The sequence below is a fragment of the Streptomyces sp. SP17BM10 genome (assembly GCF_036322405.1).
Taxonomy (GTDB): domain Bacteria; phylum Actinomycetota; class Actinomycetes; order Streptomycetales; family Streptomycetaceae; genus Kitasatospora.
In genome coordinates this window covers 280,272-295,661 of sequence record NZ_JAQYXB010000539.1, presented here as the reverse complement: position 1 = coordinate 295,661, position 15,390 = coordinate 280,272, and the positions used below count along the sequence as shown (strand labels likewise).

The following is a 15,390-nucleotide window of genomic DNA, read 5'->3' as shown; positions in this document are numbered from 1 at the left end:
GAGGGCTCATCTCCAGAATTCCACCATACGGAAGCACGGTTTCTGTATGTGGAAGAAAAGGTAGGACGGAGCCTGTTGGGGCGTCAAGGGGAGATTCAACAGATTGTGGACGTGCGCCCCGGGACCGCGACCAGTGCCGTTGGAGAGGAGTGCAGCCGTGATCGCTGCGTTTTCGGTGACCCCGCTGGGCATCGGCGAGGACGTCGGGGAGGCGGTCGCCGCCGCCGTCCGTGTGGTGCGGGCGAGTGGGCTGCCCAACCGCACGGATGCGATGTTCACCAGTGTCGAGGGGGAGTGGGACGAGGTGATGCCGGTGATCCGGGCGGCGATCGAGGCGGTGAAGGCCTACAGCGGCCGGGTGAGCACGGTCATCAAGATCGACGACCGGGCCGGCGTCACCGACGGTCTCACCGCCAAGGTCGCGTCCGTCGAACGTCACCTCGCGGAGGGGAGCGGGGGTTAGCCGACCCGGGCGGGCTCCGTCGCCGGCTCCGCGGCGTGGTCGGCGGCCCGGGCCCGGCCCGTCAGCAGCCGGTCCAGGGCGTACGGGCCGGAGCCGATGGCGGCGACGGCGAGGAACGCCCAGCAGAACATGACCGACGGCTCGCCGCCGTTCTGGAGCGGGAGCAGGGCGTGCTGCTGGTGGACGGTGAAGTAGGCGTAGGCCATCGAGCCGGAGCAGAGCAGCGCGGCCCAGCGGGTGCCGAGGCCGACCATGACCAGGAGGCCGCCGGCCAGCTGGATCAGGGCGGCCCACCAGCCCGGCCACTGGCCGAGCGGGACGGTGCCGCCGCCCTTGGCGCCGCCGAGGACGCCGAACAGGGAGGCGGCGCCGTGGCAGGCGAAGAGCAGGCCGACGACGACGCGGAAGGCCGCCAGGGCGAGCGGGCGGGCGGCCTCGGTCACGGTGCGGGGGGTCGTGGGGAAGTGCGCGGACATGGGCAACGCCTCCTGGTGTGGGGGGAGGAGGGGTGGTCGGCAAGGATAGCTTTGGTCTAGTCCAATTGACAACGATCCGTCAGATTCCCCTCGGCTCTGGCGAATTCCGTCAAGTCGACCGGCGTGCGGGCCGGCCGTCGATCGGCAGGAGAAGAGTCGGACAGGCACCTTGCGGACTTCTATATTGACCGATCGGTCCAGAAAGGTTTAGCGTCCCACCATGGCGCGAACGAAGGAATTCGACCCGGACGCGGCGCTGCAGGCGGCCCTGGAGCTGTTCTGGCGGCGCGGCTACGAGGCCACGTCCATGGCGGACCTGGTCGAGGAGCTCGGGATCGGCCGCGCGAGCCTCTACGCCACGTTCGGCAGCAAGCACGAGCTGTACCTGCGGGCGCTGGAGCGCTACGGCGAGCAGACCGATCCGGTGCTGCTCGCCGAGCTCACCCAGTCCGGGCCGGTGCTGCCGGCCATCCGCGCGGTGGTTCGCCGGTACGCGGCGGAGTCCACCGGGAGCGGGCGGGAGCGCGGGTGCTTCGTCGTCAACACGGCGGTCGAGCTGGTTCCGCACGACCCGTCGGCCGCGCGCCGGGTGGAGGCGAGCCTCGCCCACCTGGAGGCGTTGCTCACCGCCGCGCTCGTGCGCGCCGAGGCGCAGGGGGAACTGCCCGAGGGGCGGGATCCCCGGGCGCTGGCGCGGATGCTCATGGTGCTGATGCAGGGCATGCGCGTGATGGGCAAGGTCGCGGACGGGCCGGCGCGCGTGCGGGACGCCGCCGAGCAGGCGCTCGTGCTGCTGGGCTGACCGCGTCGCGGGGCAGCGCCCCTTCCAGCCGCACTGTCAACACGTCAGAACACGCCACCCCCCTCAAGGAGTTCACGTCATGAGCAAGCGTTTCGCCGACCGAGCCGTCCTCGTCACCGGCGGCGGCACCGGCATCGGGCGCGCGGTCGCGCTCGCCTTCGCCCGGGAGGGCGCCCGGGTCGCCGTCGCGGGCCGCTCCGCGGGCCCCCTCGCCGAGACCGTCGAGCTGATCGAGCACGAGGGCGGCAAGGCCGTCGCGCTCACCGGCGACGTGACGGACGGTGCGGACGCGGCCCGGCTGGTCCGCGAGACCGTCGAGCAACTCGGCGCCCTGGACGTCGCCGTCAACAACGCGGGCGTGTTCGGCGGCGCCGGCCCGGTCGCCGACATCGACGAGGCCGAGTGGGACCGCGTCATCGGCGTCAACCTGACCGGCACCTTCCTCGCGATGAAGCACCAGATCGCCCACCTGCGCGCCAACGGCGGCGGAGCGATCGTCAACATCTCCTCCAACATCGGCGTGCACCAGCGCGTCGCGGGCCTCGGCGCCTACGCCGCCAGCAAGGCCGCCGTCACCGCGATCACCCGCGCCGCCGCCCGCGACCACATCGCGGACGGCGTGCGGATCAACCTGGTGAGCCCCGGCCCGGTGGAGACGACGATGTCCACCCGGCCCGGGGAGAGCGCGGCCGACAAGGCCGAGCGGATGAAGGCCGCCGTCCCGGTGGGCCGGACGGGCAGCGTCGAGGAGGCGGCGGCGGCCGTCCTCTACCTCGCCTCGCCCGAGGCCGCGTACACCGTCGGCGCGGACCTCGTCCTCGACGGCGGAGTGACGGCCTGACGCGGCTCAGCCCTTGAGCCAGTCCGCGGGCACCGCCTCGTGCAGGACCCGCAGCGCCTCGGCGCCGCGGGCCCTGGCCGTCATGGCGAAGTCCTCGATCACGCCGACCAGCACGTCCGGCCCCTCGAACCATCGGCACTCGCGCCCGAGTCGCGGCAACTCGCGGAAGGCGCGGGGCAGTTCATCCTCCGGCTCGGCGAAGTCCGTCAGCTCGTGGTCCTCCAGCAGCTTCTCCGTCATCGCCATCGCGACGACCGCGACCGAGAACCGGGGCTCCCACGGCTCCCACCGTTCCTGCGACGAGTCCGCGAGGTCCGGCCGGGCCACCGTCGCCGGGTCGTCGGCGGCGAGCTCCGCCAGCGGGATGCCCCAGTGCGCGCAGCCCTGGTTCTCGGCCTGGTAGACCAGAGCGCCGTCGAGGACGTACAGCTCGTCCGGCGTCAACAGCGTGTTGTGGCTGCTCGTCAGGTCCGCCCGCCGCCCGAACAGCCGGTACGCCTCGCGCAGCGCGGCCGGCAGCCGCAGGCCCAGGCGCCGCTGCGCCGCGTCGAGCTCCGCGTCCGCGAACCCGTCGCCCGGGCCGAGCGGCTCGCCCCAGTACGCGGCGAAGCCCCTGACGAACGCCCAGGCGCCCTCCCGCCCCCGCAAGGTTTCGGCCATTCCGGCCCGCAAGTCGAAGATCTCGTCGTTCACCCGGGAACCGTACGCCGCACCACCGACAGCCCGAACGCTGCTCCGCGCACGACCGTCCGGATGTGACGCGAACGCGTAATCCCGTGGTCACCGGTTGATCACCGCAGGGTTCCCGACGCGTCGCACGGGCAAGACACGGTTTCGGCCGGAACCGACATCACGAAAGGCGGACGCGCGCACCCATGCCGACCGCACCGCACCCCGCGCCCCAGCCGCGGCGCAGCCACCGCTGGGGCGAACACGGCCTCGCCTGGGCCTTCCTGCTGCCCTCGCTCGCCGTCTTCGCCCTGTTCATCGGCTACCCGCTGGGGCGGACCCTCTACCTGAGCGCCCACGCCAACGACCTGTTCGGCGCGCCCTCCCGCTACGTCGGGTTCCAGCACTACATCGACCTGCTGGGCTCCGCCGACTTCGGCCGCACGCTGGTCACCACCGCCCTGTTCACGCTGCTCACCGTCGTGCCCGGGGTCCTCGGCGCGCTCGTGCTGGTGCTGCTCCTGGAGAACCGGATCCGCGGCGTGCGGCTGCTGCGCTCCGCGTTCGCGCTGCCCTTCGCCTTCTCGGTGGCCAGCGCGTCCGTCGTGTTCGCGGTGTTCTTCAACCCCGCGAGCGGGGTGATCAACGGTCTGCTGTCGCACGTCGGCCTCGGCCCGGTGGGCTGGCTCACCGACGACCGGTACGCGCTGGTGTCCGTCGCCGCCACCACGGTGTGGATGAACCTCGGCTACAACGTCCTGGTGCTCTCGGCCGGCGTCGGCTCGATCCCCGGCGAGATCATGGAGGCGGCCCGGCTGGACGGCGCCACCGGCCTGCGACTGGCCCGCTCGATCACCGTGCCGATGCTCGGTCCGCACCTGTTCTTCCTCACCGTGGTCTCCACCGTCCACTCGCTGCAGAGCTTCGGCCAGATCCACATCCTCACCAAGGGCGGCCCGGACGGCGCCACGCGCACCCTCGTCTACTCCGTGTACGAGAAGGCGTTCGCGTACGGCTCCAGCGACTTCGGCACCGCGAGCGCGCAGGCCGTCGTGCTGCTCCTGGTCGTCCTCGCCTGCACGGCCGTCCAGTTCGGCGTCCTGGAGCGGAAGGTGCACTACGCATGAGCACGATCGCCACCGAAGCGGCTGAAACCGCGGACGAGCCCCGTCGCCGCACCGGCGTCCTGGCCGGCCGCTCCCCGCGCGAGCTGCTCGCCCGCGCCGCCGTCTACCTGGTGCTCGCCGTCGCCGTCGTCACCGTGGCCTTCCCGGTGTACTACGCGATGGCCGGCGCCTTCATGGGCCCGTCCGAACTCTCCTCGTACCCCCCGGCGCTGGTGCCCCACTCGGTCACCGGGCGGAACTTCTCCGGCGCCGTCGAGACCATCCCGCTGGCCCGCCAGTACGCCAACTCGGCGATCACGGCGACGGCCATCACCCTGGCCCAGCTGTTCACCTCGATCCTGGCCGCGTACGCCTTCGTCTTCCTGCCGATCCGGGCGCGGGCCGTGGTGTTCGGGGTGTTCCTGGCGACGCTGATGGTCCCCTGGGAGGCCATCATCATCCCCAACTACCTGACGCTGTCGGACTGGGGCCTCGGCAACACCTACTTCGGCCTGGTGCTGCCCTTCCTCGCCTCCGGCTTCGGCACCTTCATGCTGCGGCAGTCCTTCCGCCAGCTGCCCGCCGAGCTGCGCGACGCGGCCCGGATCGACGGCGCGGGCCACTGGCGCTTCCTGTGGAAGATCGTCGTCCCGCTCAACAAGCCGGCCCTGGCGGCGCTGTCGATCTACGTGTTCCTGTCGGCCTGGAACCAGTACTTCTGGCCGCTCATCATCACCCGCACGGCGAACATGCAGACGCTGCAGATCGGTCTGACCTCGCTGCGCGACTCCGAGATGTCCGACCCCGGGCTGATCCTCGCCGGCGTCGTGCTCTCGCTGCTGCCGACCCTCGCCCTGGTGGTCTTCGGCCAGCGCTTCATCGTCCGCGGCCTGACCGCGGGCGCCGTCCGCTGAGCGGCCCGCTGAACGGCCCGCTTCGGAACACCCCTCCGCACAGAGAGAGAACCCCCGTGAAGAAGAGTGCACGCGCGCTCGCGGCCCTGCTGGTGGCCGGCCTGTCCCTGACCGCCTGCAGCTCCAGCGGCTCCACCTCGGGCTCCGGCGGCTCCGGCGACGCGGCGGCGCCCGGCGCCCAGGCCCTCGACCAGGCGTCCGGCGTCACCACCGTCGAGTTCTGGCACTCGATGACCGGCAAGAACGCCGACGTGCTGAACGGCCTGGTGAGCCGGTTCAACGCGGCCCACCAGGGCAAGATCGAGGTCAAGGCGGAGTTCCAGGGCAAGTACGACGACCTGGTGGCCAAGTACAAGGCCGCGGTGCAGCAGAAGGGCACCCCCGCCGTCGTGCAGGTCTACGACATCGGCACCCGCTTCATGATCGACTCCAGGCAGACGATCCCCGCCCAGGCCTTCGCGGACAAGGACGGCTACTCGCTCGCCGACCTCGACCCGAACATCCGCAACTACTACTCGGCCGGCGGCAAGCTCCAGAGCATGCCGTTCAACTCCTCGATGCCGCTGCTCTACCTGAACACCGACGCCTTCAAGGAGGCCGGCCTCGACCCGGCCAAGCCGCCGACGAACCTCGCCGAGCTCGGCGACCTCGCGCAGAAGCTGACCAAGAAGGACGCGAACGGCCAGACCGTGCGCTACGGCTTCGGCGCCGCCATCTACGGCTGGTTCGTCGAGCAGCTGCTGGCCGAGTCCGGCACGATGTACTGCGACCAGGACAACGGGCGCAGCAACAAGGCGGGCAAGGTCGTCTTCGACTCCGCCCAGGGCGCGCAGATCGTCCAGTGGTGGGCCGACCTGGTCAAGAACGGCTACGCGGCCAACACCGGGCGCAACACCGACGACGCCCAGGCCGCGTTCAAGGCCGGTACCGTCGCGATGCACCTGGAGTCCACCGGCGTGCTGAGCGGCTACACCCAGGCGGCCACGTTCACCGTCGGCACGGCCGCCTTCCCGAAGGTCGCCGCGGGCGACCAGGGCGGCCCGGTCATCGGCGGCGCCTCGCTGTGGATCAGCGGTCCCGGCCACTCGGACGCCGAGAAGCGCGCCTCCTGGGAGTTCGAGAAGTTCCTGACCTCGCCGGAGCAGCAGGCGGCCTGGCACGGCGGCACCGGCTACTTCCCGGTCAACACCAAGTCCCTGGACGACCCCGCGGACAAGGAGTGGGTGGCCAAGTACCCGCAGTTCCAGACGGCCATCGACCAGCTGAAGGCCACCAAGCCCACCCCGGCCACGGCCGGCTGCCTGCTCGGTGTGATGCCGCAGGCGCGCAAGGGCGTGGAGACGGCGATCGAGCAGACGATCAAGGGCTCGAAGACGGCACAGCAGGCGCTCGCCGACGCGGCCAAGGAGCTGCAGCCCGCGATCGACAGCTACAACAGCTCGGTCGGCTGACGCCCACCGCCTCGTCGAACCGACGCCCGCCCGGTGCTCCTGCGCCCGGGCGGGCGTTCGCGTTCACCGCGGCGGGCTACGCCGACAGCGCCTCGCCGTCCTCCGGCAGCGCGCAGGCGGCGGCGATCCCGTCGAGCGAGAGGTCGAGCGCGTAGGCGAGCGCGGCGATCGTGAAGAACGACGGCGTCGGCGCCCGGCCGGTCTCGATCTTGCGCAGCGTCTCCGCCGAGATCCCCGCCGACGCGGCGACCTCGACCATGCTGCGCGTGCCGCGCGCCTCGCGCAGCAACGCCCCGAAGCGCTCGCCGCGCTCGCGCTCCCACGGGGTCAGCGGAGTCCTCACCATGGCGTCGATCCTAGGCCCTCCCGGACGGAACGCGCGTGCCCTTCCACTGTCGACCGTGATACAAATACCGGTATAAGAATTGGATCCCGAGAGGAAGCCCCGCCCCATGGTCGAGATCAAGTCCGACGCCGCCCTCGCCGCCATGCGCGAGGCCGGCCGCGTCGTCGCCAACGCCCTCGCCGCCGTACAGGCCGAGGCGGCGGTCGGGGTGAGCCTGCTGGATCTGGACGAGGTCGCGCGCGGCGTGCTGCGGGCCGCCGGGGCCGCCTCGCCGTTCCTCGGCTACCGACCCTCCTTCGCGCCCGTCCCGTTCCCGGCCGTCATCTGCGCCTCCGTGAACGACGCCGTCGTCCACGGCATCCCCGACGGCTACCGGCTGGGCGACGGCGACCTCGTCAGCATCGACTGCGGCGCCGTCCTCGACGGCTGGGCGGGCGACGCGGCCGTCAGCTTCACCGTCGGCACCGCCCGCCCCGAGGACACCGCGCTGATCGACACCGCCCGCCGGGCCCTGGAGGCGGGCATCGCCGCCGCCGTCGCCGGCAACCGCACCGGCGACATCGGGCACGCCATCGGCACCGTCGCACGGGGCGCGCGCTACGGCCTGCTGGACGGCTACGGCGGCCACGGCATCGGGCGCCGCATGCACGAGGACCCGCACGTGCCCAACGAGGGCCGCCCCGGCCGGGGTTACCCGCTTCGGCCGGGCCTGGTGCTGGCCATCGAGCCCATGCTCATCGTCGGCGGCCGGGACGACTACGCCACCGACCCGGACGGCTGGACGCTCCGCACCACCGACGGCGCCCGCGCCGCCCACGTCGAGCACACCGTCGCCATCACCGAGGACGGCCCGCGGATCCTCACCCTCCCGTGAGGCGGGACGTGTCCGCCCGCTGAACGTCCGCCGTCGAGCCGTCGCGCGCCGTCGAGCCCGCCCCCGGCGCCCGGTAGTCTCGGCCGCGTGACCAAAGGCGTGATGTTCGACTTCTCCGGGACGCTCTTCCGCGTCGTCTCCACCGCCCGCTGGCTCGACGCCCACACCGCCGCCACCGGCCTGGCCATGACCGACCGGGAGCGGGCCGAACTGGTCGCCCGTCTGGAGGAGTTCGGTGCCCTGCCGGGCGGCGTGGCGCCGCGCCGGATCCCGGCGGAGATCCAGGAGTCCTGGGACGTCAGGGACGTGAGCGCCGAGCTGCACCGCGCCGCGTACACCGCGTTGACCCGCGCCGCCGAGCCGCCCGCCGGGCTCGACGTCGACGCCCTCTACGACGCGCACACGGCCCCGGCCGGCTGGCAGCCCTACCCCGACGCCGGGCCGACGCTGCGCGAGCTGCGCCGCCGCGGCGTCCCGGTGGCCGTGGTCAGCAACATCGGCTGGGACCTGCGCCCGGTCTTCCGCGCACACGGCCTGGACGAACTGGTCGACGTCTACGTCCTGTCCTTCGAGGTCGGCGCGCAGAAGCCGGACCCGGTCATCTTCGAGGCGGCCTGCGCACGGCTGGGCCTCGCGCCGGCCGACGTCCTGATGGTCGGCGACGACCGCACCTGCGACGGCGGCGCGACGGCCCTCGGCTGCGCGTTCCACCCCGTCGACCACCTGCCGGTCGACCGCCGCCCGGCCGCCCTCACCCCGCTCCTCGACCTCCTGCCGTGACCCTGCCGCGCGTGCGGTGACCGACGCCACACGGTGGTGCCGCCGCCCCCCGGAGTAGCGTGCCGACCATGACCGATCACGACTTCACGACGCGGGTGACGGTCCGCGGGTACGAGACCGACACCCAGGGCCACCTCAACCAGTCCGTCTACCTCCAGTACGCCGAACACGCCCGCTGGGAGTACCTCCTGGCGGCCGGCATCCGCCAGGCCGAGCTGGTCGCCAAGGGCGTCGGCCCGGTGGTGCTGGAGACGACGATCACGTACCGGCGCGAGCTGCGCGCCGGCGACACCCTCGACGTGAGCTGCGCGTTCGTGTGGCGCGACGGCAGGACCTTCCAGGTGGTGCAGCGCATCACCCGCACCGACGGCGTCCTCGCGGCCGAGGTCACCGGCGTCGGCGGCATCCTCGACCTGACGGAGCGCCGGCTGGTCGCCGACCCGCGCGAGGCGCTGCGCGCCGCCGCCTCCGACCCGGCTCTGCTGGGCCTGTAGAACACCTAAGCGTGCCGGTGCCGACCGCCGCGCGCCGCCGCCCCCGGGCGGTCGGCCGCGGCGATCAGCGCCGCCAGCGCGGTGGTCACCGGCACGGCGGCGACGAGCCCGATGCTGCCCACCAGCGTCCGCGCGACCTCCTCGGCGACCAGCTCGCTCGTCGCCACGTCGACCACGTCGCGGTGCGCGATCGAGAACAGCAGGAGCAGCGGCAGCGCCGCGCCCGCGTAGGCGAGCACCAGGGTGTTGACGGTGGACGCGATGTGGTCGCGGCCTCTCCGCATGCCCGTCCGGTAGAGCGTGCGCACGCCCATGCCGGGGCCGGCCGCGTGCAGCTCCCAGATCGCCGAGGTCTGGGTGACCGTCACGTCGAAGAGCACGCCGAGCGAGCCGATGACGAACCCGGCCAGCAGCAGGCCGCGGATCTGGATGCCGGGGTACAGGTCGTGCACCAGTCCGGTCTCCTCCGAGGTGTTGCCGGTCAGGTCCGCCCAGGAGGAGAACACCAGGCTCAGCACGCCGATCAGGACGAGCGAGGCGAGCGTGCCGAGCACCGCGACCGACGTCCGGGCGGAGAGCCCGTGGCACAGGTAGAGGGCGATCAGCATGATCGCGCTCGCCCCGACGACGGCCACCAGCAGCGGATCCGAGCCGCGCAGGATGGCCGGCAGGATGAACAGCGACAGCACCGCGAAGCTGATCGCCAGCGCCACCAGGGCGGCCAGCCCGCGCCACCGCCCGACAGCGACGACGGTCACCGCGAAGACGCCCGCGAGCACCCCCATCGGCAGGTTCCGGTCGACGTCGACCACGCTGTACCGGAGGTCCGGCGGCGCGTCCGGGGCGTACGTCAGGACGACCTCCTCGCCCACCTCGTACTGCCGCGGCTCGCCCGGGTGCACGACGACGGTGAAGGTGCGGCCCTCGTCCGGACCGGTGGTCACCTGGACGGTGTCCTGCCGGCAGGTGCCCTGGTCGGCCGGGTCGACGGCGCCGCACGGCAGTTCCTGCACCGTGGTGACCCGGCCGTGCTGGACCTGCTGGTCGAACCCGACCCCGGTGCGCGGGTGCGACGGCACGCCGCCGGGCCACAGCACCACGAGACCGGCCAGGACGGCCACGGCGAACGGGATGAGCACGGCGGCGATGATCCGGCGCAGCCGGGCGGAGACGGGCGCGGCGGGACCGTGCGAGTGCCCGTGCCCGTGCGCCGCGGCCGCTCCGGCGTCGCCGTGCCCGTGCCCGCCGTCGTGCCCGTGCGTCCCCTCGTCCACCTCACGCCTCCTCAGCGGTCGCGCGGCTGCCCGGGGCCGCCGCAGCCCCCGAAACCATCGGCGCCGGACCGGCCGGACCACCGCGGTGACCGACCCGTGTGCGGGCCGCAGCGACCAGGCGGGGGATTACCCTACCGGCGACCGACCGGTTGGCCGGATGGGGTCAAGTGACGTTCCGGCGAAGAATCCTGACCATGCCGAACACCACGTCGAACCTCAAGCGGGCTGCCGCTGCCGCCGCAGTGGCCGCACTCTCCCTCACCGCCCTGCCCGCCGCGGCCTCAGCCGCGGACCGCCCGGGCCAGGACCTCGCCTGGACCTCCTGCCAGGGCACCGTCGACCCCCGTCAGCAGTGCGCCACCGTCTCCGTCCCGCTGGACTACGCCGACCCGCACGGCGAGCAGATCACGATCGCCGTCTCCCGCATCCGCGCCGCGAAGCCGGCCGAACGCCACGGCGTGCTGCTCACCATCCCCGGTGGCCCCGGCGGCTCCGGCCTCAACGTGCCGAGCAGCGCGGCCAGGCACCTGCCGCAGTCCGTCCTCGACCGCTTCGACCTGGTCGGCTTCGACCCGCGCGGCGTCGGCCGCTCGACGCCCGTCAGCTGCGGCCTGGACGCGCCCGACCTCGCGATGGTCAGGCTCCGCCCCTGGCCCGCCGCCGACGGTTCGATCGACGACAACCTCGCCACCGCCCGCCGCGTCGCCGAGACCTGCGCCCGCAACGGTGGCCCGGTGCTGCGCAGCATCTCCACGCGCAACGAGGCCCGCGACATCGACCGCGTCCGCCAGGCCCTCGGCGAGCGCCGGCTCTCCGCGTGGGGCACGTCGTACGGCACCTACGCGGGCGCCGTCTACGCCACGATGTTCCCCGGGCGCACCGACCGGATCGTCCTCGACAGCAACGACGACCCGGACCCGTCCCGCGTCGAGCGCGGCTGGCTCGCCAACTTCGGTCCCGGCGCGGAGGACCGCTTCCCCGACTTCGCCAAGTGGGCCGCGGCGTCCGGCAATCCGGACCGCGTCGCGGACACCCCCGAGGAGGTCCGCCCGCTCTTCCTCGACCTCGCCGCCCGCCTGGACCACGCGCCGCTGCCCTGGCCCGGTGCCGACCCGGCCGAGCTGAACGGCAACGTGCTGCGCGAGACGATGCTGCAGAGCCTCTACGCGGACGCCAAGTTCCCCGACCTCGCCCGGCTGATGCTGGCCGGCCTCGGCCGCCGCCCGTTGCCGGCCCCGGTCACGCCGCCCGAACAGGCCGTCCAGAACACCGTCGCCGTCTCGGTCGGCACCCTGTGCAATGACGTCGCGTGGCCCGCCGACCCGGCCGCGTACGCCGAGGACACCGCCGCCGAGCGCGCCGCCCGCCCGCTCACCGCCGGCATGCCCGTCAACGTCATGCCGTGCGCGTTCTGGCCGTTCAAGCCCGTCGAGCCGCCGACGCGCGTCACCTCCCGCGGCCCGGCGAACGTGCTCCTCGCCCAGAACCTCCGCGACCCCGCCACCCCCTACCAGGGCGCGCTGAAGCTCCGGGCGGCGTTCGGCCCGCGGGCCCGCATGGTCTCGATCGACTCGGGCGGCCACGACGCGTACGTCGCCAACGGCAACGCCTGCGGCGACGCGACCGTCACCGCGTACCTGCTCACCGGTCGGCTCCCCGCCGAGGACGTGAGCTGCCCGGCCGGCTGACGCGCACATGATCCACGAGGGCCAAACCGGGCGGGGACCGACAAACCGTGAGTGATCACCCCGGTCCCCGCCCGGACGTGCGAACGACCGGCTCGAATGAGTCGAACCTGTCGCGGTTTTGTGACAAAGCTTGGCCAACACCCGTTCCTCGGCGGCTTTTCGTGGCCGTAGTGTTCCAGCTATGTCACCGCAGAGCCGCATACCAGCCCCGGACCCCGGCGACACGTGGGTGCCACGCCCCCGGCGCAGGGAGACACCGATCGGGCTGGTCGGACACACGGCCAAGTTCCTCGGCAGCAGCGTGCTCGGTGGCGTCCTGCTAGCGGGGATCGTGCTCCCCGGGGCCGGCGCGATCGGGCTGGGCGCGAAGAACGGCGCGGAAAGCTTCGAGAGCATACCCGACGACTTCAGGGCGCCCCCGCTGACGCAGGCGACGCAGATCTTCGACGCCAAGGGCGGCCTGATCGCCAAGGTCTACGAGCGCGACCGCACGGTCATCCCGGCCGAGCAGATGTCACCGCTGATCCGACAGGCCCAGGTGGACATCGAGGACGCCCGCTTCTACGAGCACGGCGCGGTCGACCTCAAGGGCATCCTGCGGGCCGTCACCAAGAACGCGGAGAGCGGCGCCACCGTCCAGGGAGCCTCCACGCTGACCCAGCAGTACGTGAAGAACGTGAACGTCGAGAAGGCCGGCGACGACCCGGTCGCGGTCGCCGAGGCGCAGCGCAAGACGCTCGGCCGCAAGATCCAGGAACTCAAGTACGCCATCAAGCTGGAAGAGGACCTGACCAAGGACCAGATCCTCACCAACTACCTGAACATCACCTTCTACGGGCACCAGGCGTACGGCATCGAGGCCGCCTCCCAGCGCTACTTCGCCAAGGACGCCAAGGACCTGACCCTCCCCGAGGCGGCCATGCTCGCCGGGCTGGTGCAGAACCCGTCCCAGTACGACCCGAAGCTCCACCCGGTGGCCGCGCAGAAGCGCCGGGACACCGTCATCGACAAGATGGTGGAGAACAGGCACATCACCGCCGAGCAGGCCCGGCAGGCCAAGGCCGCGCCGCTCGGCCTCGACTACCGCGACCCGCAGAACGGCTGCATCACCGCCAAGGCGGGCATGGGCTTCTTCTGCGACTACGTGCGGCACGTCGTCAAGCAGGACCCGGCCTTCGGCAAGAGCGCCGCCGAGCGCAAGAAGCTGTGGGACCAGGGCGGCCTCAACATCTACACCACCATGGACCCGGAGAAGCAGGCCGCCGCCCAGAAGGCCGTGTCGGACCTGGTGTACGTGACCGACCCGGTCTCGGCGGCGATGACGATGGTCGAGCCCGGCACCGGCGACATCCTCGCGATGGCCCAGACCCGCCCGTACGGCCTCGCGAAGGAGAAGAACGAGACCGTCGTCAACTACAACGTCGACGCGGCGATGGGCGGCGGCATGGGCTTCCAGCCCGGCTCCAACTTCAAGCCCATCGTGGCCGCCGCCGCGCTGGAGGCGGGCGTGCCGCCCACCCAGTCCTACTCCGCGCCGAACCGGATGGACTGGCCGACGATGTCGACCTGCAACGGCACGTGGAAGAACCTGGCCAAGGGCAAGAAGGAAGGCACCATCCCGAACGAGAGCGCGAGCGAGGTCGGCCCCTACGAGCTCAAGGAGGCCATGGCCAAGTCGGTCAACACCTACTTCGTCCAGATGGAGCAGGAGATCGGCCTCTGCGCCGTCAAGCAGATGGCCGACAAGCTGGGCGTGACGGCCAAGGCCAGCGGCGAGGCGCTCCAGGAGGTGCCGGCGATGGGCCTCGGCACGCAGGAGGTCAGCCCGCTGACCATGGCCAACGTCTACGCGACCTTCGCCGCCCGCGGCAGGTACTGCGCGCCGGCCGCGATCACCCGGATCTCGACGGTCGAGGGCAAGGACGTCCCGGTGCCGGCCGCCAAGTGCGACCAGGTGATGTCCGAGAGCACCGCGGACGTCGTCAACACCGTGCTCCTCGGCGTCACCGAGAAGGGCACCGGCAAGGACCTCGGCCTCGACGACGGCCGCCAGATCGCCGGCAAGACCGGCACCACCGACGAGAAGAAGTCGGCCTGGTTCACCGGCTACACCGGAAACCTGGCCGGCTCGGTGTGGCTGGGCAGTCCGGGCACCAAGGTGCCGATGAAGAACATCCGGATCGGCGGCCACTACCAGGCGGAGGTCTTCGGGGCGACCGGCCCCGGGCCGATCTGGCGGCAGGCGATGAGCGACGCGGTGAAGTCCATGCCCGAGGACGACTTCACGACCGTCTACATCCCGGACCCGCCGCCCAAGCGGGACCCGGCCGGCCCGAGCGGCAGCCCGTCCGGCGGCTCGTCCGCCTCGGGCAGCCCGCAGACCGGCGGTGGCGGTGGCAACGGCGGTGGCGCCCAGGGTCCGGGACGCCCGCACGGCACGCCCACGCCCGACCACTCCGACGACGGCTGAGCGGAGCGGACGAGCAGCACGGAGGGCCCCGCAGGAGCATTTCCTGCGGGGCCCTCCCTGCTACGGCTAGCGCTACCGGTACCGCGCCTCGACCGGTTCGCCGGTGTCCTGGTCGAGGGTGAACACCCGCTGGTACGCGTCCGTGACGATGGTGATCCGGTCCCGGCCCGTCCAACTCGCCTGCACCAGCCGCCCGCCGTCCGGCGCGCCGTCGATGTCGGCCAGCGTCCAGCGGCGGGCGTCCCAGCCGCTGCCGGACTCCAGCAGCACCTGCCAGTGCTCGCCGTGCTCCGGCCCCGCCCCGTACGAGCGGTGCACCACGACGAGCGCCTGCTCGGCCCCGGCCGGGGCGCTCTCGCGGCTGCGCGTCTCCGCCGCCGACACCTTGTGCACGGCGAGCGCGCCGAGCAGGAACACCACCCCGGCGGTGACCGTGACCGCCCGGGTGGCCGACCGCACGGCGCTGCGCCGGTCCGCCAGCCACGCGGCGCCGATCAGCGCGGCCAGCGCCGCGCCGAGCAGCGCCTCGGGCCGGTTCAGCAGGTCGGCGACCTGCATCCGGCCGCCGGATCGGCTCTCCCACTGCCCCACGGTGTAGAGCAGGACGGCCGCCAGCCCGGCGCCCGCGAGCGCCCGCACCAGTGTGCGCCGCGCCCGCGGCGTGACTCGTCCGCGCATTCCCCGTCGTCCCCCCGGTCGTCGGTGCGGGGCCCCGGTGGGAACCCCGAAATCGTTGTCCGTC

At 72.6% G+C, this 15,390-nt stretch carries 16 protein-coding genes; 11 read left to right on the top strand and 5 right to left on the bottom strand.

Annotated features, from left to right (window positions below):
• Window positions 1-157 precede the first annotated feature (157 nt).
• The gene (locus PUR71_RS13325; protein WP_329927168.1) at window positions 158-463 is read left to right on the top strand and encodes an MTH1187 family thiamine-binding protein; all 306 of its coding nucleotides are present in this window, start codon (window positions 158-160) and stop codon (window positions 461-463) included.
• Here PUR71_RS13325 and PUR71_RS13320 read toward each other — a convergent pair.
• Window positions 460-939, bottom strand: coding sequence for a DoxX family protein (locus PUR71_RS13320; protein WP_329927167.1), 480 nt, complete (start codon window positions 937-939; stop codon window positions 460-462). The two genes, PUR71_RS13325 and PUR71_RS13320, sit on opposite strands and share 4 nt — an antisense overlap.
• Window positions 940-1,159: 220 nt before the next feature.
• Between PUR71_RS13320 and PUR71_RS13315 the strand changes: the two genes are divergently transcribed.
• Window positions 1,160-1,741, top strand: coding sequence for a TetR/AcrR family transcriptional regulator (locus PUR71_RS13315; protein ID WP_329927166.1), 582 nt, complete (start codon window positions 1,160-1,162; stop codon window positions 1,739-1,741).
• A 79-nt stretch (window positions 1,742-1,820) separates the two neighbouring features.
• Complete coding sequence (locus PUR71_RS13310) at window positions 1,821-2,582, top strand: SDR family NAD(P)-dependent oxidoreductase (RefSeq protein WP_329927165.1); 762 nt, start codon at window positions 1,821-1,823, stop codon at window positions 2,580-2,582.
• A 6-nt stretch (window positions 2,583-2,588) separates the two neighbouring features.
• Here PUR71_RS13310 and PUR71_RS13305 read toward each other — a convergent pair whose 3' ends face one another.
• Window positions 2,589-3,275: an SMI1/KNR4 family protein gene (locus tag PUR71_RS13305; RefSeq protein WP_329927164.1), complete on the bottom strand. Its 687-nt coding sequence runs from the start codon at window positions 3,273-3,275 to the stop codon at window positions 2,589-2,591.
• A 182-nt stretch (window positions 3,276-3,457) separates the two neighbouring features.
• Between PUR71_RS13305 and PUR71_RS13300 the strand changes: the two genes are divergently transcribed.
• Genes PUR71_RS13300 through PUR71_RS13290 form a run of 3 tightly spaced genes read left to right on the top strand, consistent with a single transcriptional unit; the run spans window position 3,458 to window position 6,722 of the window.
• The gene (locus PUR71_RS13300) at window positions 3,458-4,378 is read left to right on the top strand and encodes a carbohydrate ABC transporter permease (RefSeq protein WP_329927163.1); all 921 of its coding nucleotides are present in this window, start codon (window positions 3,458-3,460) and stop codon (window positions 4,376-4,378) included.
• Window positions 4,375-5,271 (top strand): carbohydrate ABC transporter permease, encoded by an 897-nt coding sequence (locus tag PUR71_RS13295; protein ID WP_329927162.1) that lies wholly within the window; start codon window positions 4,375-4,377, stop codon window positions 5,269-5,271. Before PUR71_RS13300 ends, PUR71_RS13295 begins: the two co-directional genes overlap by 4 nt.
• A gap of 56 nt (window positions 5,272-5,327) precedes the next feature.
• Window positions 5,328-6,722 (top strand): ABC transporter substrate-binding protein, encoded by a 1,395-nt coding sequence (locus PUR71_RS13290; RefSeq protein WP_329927161.1) that lies wholly within the window; start codon window positions 5,328-5,330, stop codon window positions 6,720-6,722.
• 76 nt (window positions 6,723-6,798) lie between these two features.
• Here the strand turns inward: PUR71_RS13290 and PUR71_RS13285 are convergent, their stop codons facing one another.
• Window positions 6,799-7,068 carry a helix-turn-helix domain-containing protein gene (locus PUR71_RS13285; protein ID WP_329927160.1) on the bottom strand — a complete coding sequence of 90 codons (270 nt, stop codon included), beginning with the start codon at window positions 7,066-7,068 and terminating at the stop codon, window positions 6,799-6,801.
• A 106-nt stretch (window positions 7,069-7,174) separates the two neighbouring features.
• Between PUR71_RS13285 and map the strand changes: the two genes are divergently transcribed.
• The 3 genes from map (at window position 7,175) to PUR71_RS13270 (ending at window position 9,216) form a co-directional block, all read left to right on the top strand.
• Entirely contained in the window at window positions 7,175-7,942 is a 768-nt protein-coding gene (map, locus tag PUR71_RS13280) for a type I methionyl aminopeptidase (RefSeq protein WP_329927159.1), read from the top strand.
• A gap of 87 nt (window positions 7,943-8,029) precedes the next feature.
• Window positions 8,030-8,722, top strand: coding sequence for an HAD-IA family hydrolase (locus PUR71_RS13275; protein WP_329927158.1), 693 nt, complete (start codon window positions 8,030-8,032; stop codon window positions 8,720-8,722).
• Window positions 8,723-8,790: 68 nt separating this feature from the next.
• Window positions 8,791-9,216 (top strand): acyl-CoA thioesterase, encoded by a 426-nt coding sequence (locus PUR71_RS13270; RefSeq protein WP_329927157.1) that lies wholly within the window; start codon window positions 8,791-8,793, stop codon window positions 9,214-9,216.
• A 5-nt stretch (window positions 9,217-9,221) separates the two neighbouring features.
• Here PUR71_RS13270 and PUR71_RS13265 read toward each other — a convergent pair whose 3' ends face one another.
• Complete coding sequence (locus PUR71_RS13265; protein ID WP_329927156.1) at window positions 9,222-10,490, bottom strand: YibE/F family protein; 1,269 nt, start codon at window positions 10,488-10,490, stop codon at window positions 9,222-9,224.
• 194 nt (window positions 10,491-10,684) lie between these two features.
• Here PUR71_RS13265 and PUR71_RS13260 point away from each other — a divergent pair, with 194 nt between their 5' ends.
• Complete coding sequence (locus PUR71_RS13260) at window positions 10,685-12,178, top strand: alpha/beta hydrolase (protein WP_329927155.1); 1,494 nt, start codon at window positions 10,685-10,687, stop codon at window positions 12,176-12,178.
• 229 nt (window positions 12,179-12,407) lie between these two features.
• A complete protein-coding gene (locus PUR71_RS13255; protein ID WP_329927154.1) occupies window positions 12,408-14,648 on the top strand; it encodes a transglycosylase domain-containing protein in 2,241 nt (746 codons plus the stop codon).
• 72 nt (window positions 14,649-14,720) lie between these two features.
• On the opposite strand, the gene PUR71_RS13250 is transcribed toward PUR71_RS13255, so the two are convergent.
• A complete protein-coding gene (locus PUR71_RS13250; RefSeq protein ID WP_329927153.1) occupies window positions 14,721-15,326 on the bottom strand; it encodes a hypothetical protein in 606 nt (201 codons plus the stop codon).
• Window positions 15,327-15,390: the final 64 nt, after the last annotated feature.

Bases quoted from the DNA above. Each gene is read 5' to 3' on its own strand.
- PUR71_RS13320 (WP_329927167.1), bottom strand. From the start codon at position 939: ATGTCCGCGCACTTCCCCACGACCCCCCGCACCGTGACCGAGGCCGCC.
- PUR71_RS13315 (WP_329927166.1), top strand. From the start codon at position 1,160: ATGGCGCGAACGAAGGAATTCGACCCGGACGCGGCGCTGCAGGCGGCC.
- PUR71_RS13310 (WP_329927165.1), top strand. From the start codon at position 1,821: ATGAGCAAGCGTTTCGCCGACCGAGCCGTCCTCGTCACCGGCGGCGGC.
- PUR71_RS13300 (WP_329927163.1), top strand. From the start codon at position 3,458: ATGCCGACCGCACCGCACCCCGCGCCCCAGCCGCGGCGCAGCCACCGC.
- PUR71_RS13295 (WP_329927162.1), top strand. From the start codon at position 4,375: ATGAGCACGATCGCCACCGAAGCGGCTGAAACCGCGGACGAGCCCCGT.
- PUR71_RS13285 (WP_329927160.1), bottom strand. From the start codon at position 7,068: ATGGTGAGGACTCCGCTGACCCCGTGGGAGCGCGAGCGCGGCGAGCGC.
- map (WP_329927159.1), top strand. From the start codon at position 7,175: ATGGTCGAGATCAAGTCCGACGCCGCCCTCGCCGCCATGCGCGAGGCC.
- PUR71_RS13270 (WP_329927157.1), top strand. From the start codon at position 8,791: ATGACCGATCACGACTTCACGACGCGGGTGACGGTCCGCGGGTACGAG.
- PUR71_RS13260 (WP_329927155.1), top strand. From the start codon at position 10,685: ATGCCGAACACCACGTCGAACCTCAAGCGGGCTGCCGCTGCCGCCGCA.
- PUR71_RS13250 (WP_329927153.1), bottom strand. From the start codon at position 15,326: ATGCGCGGACGAGTCACGCCGCGGGCGCGGCGCACACTGGTGCGGGCG.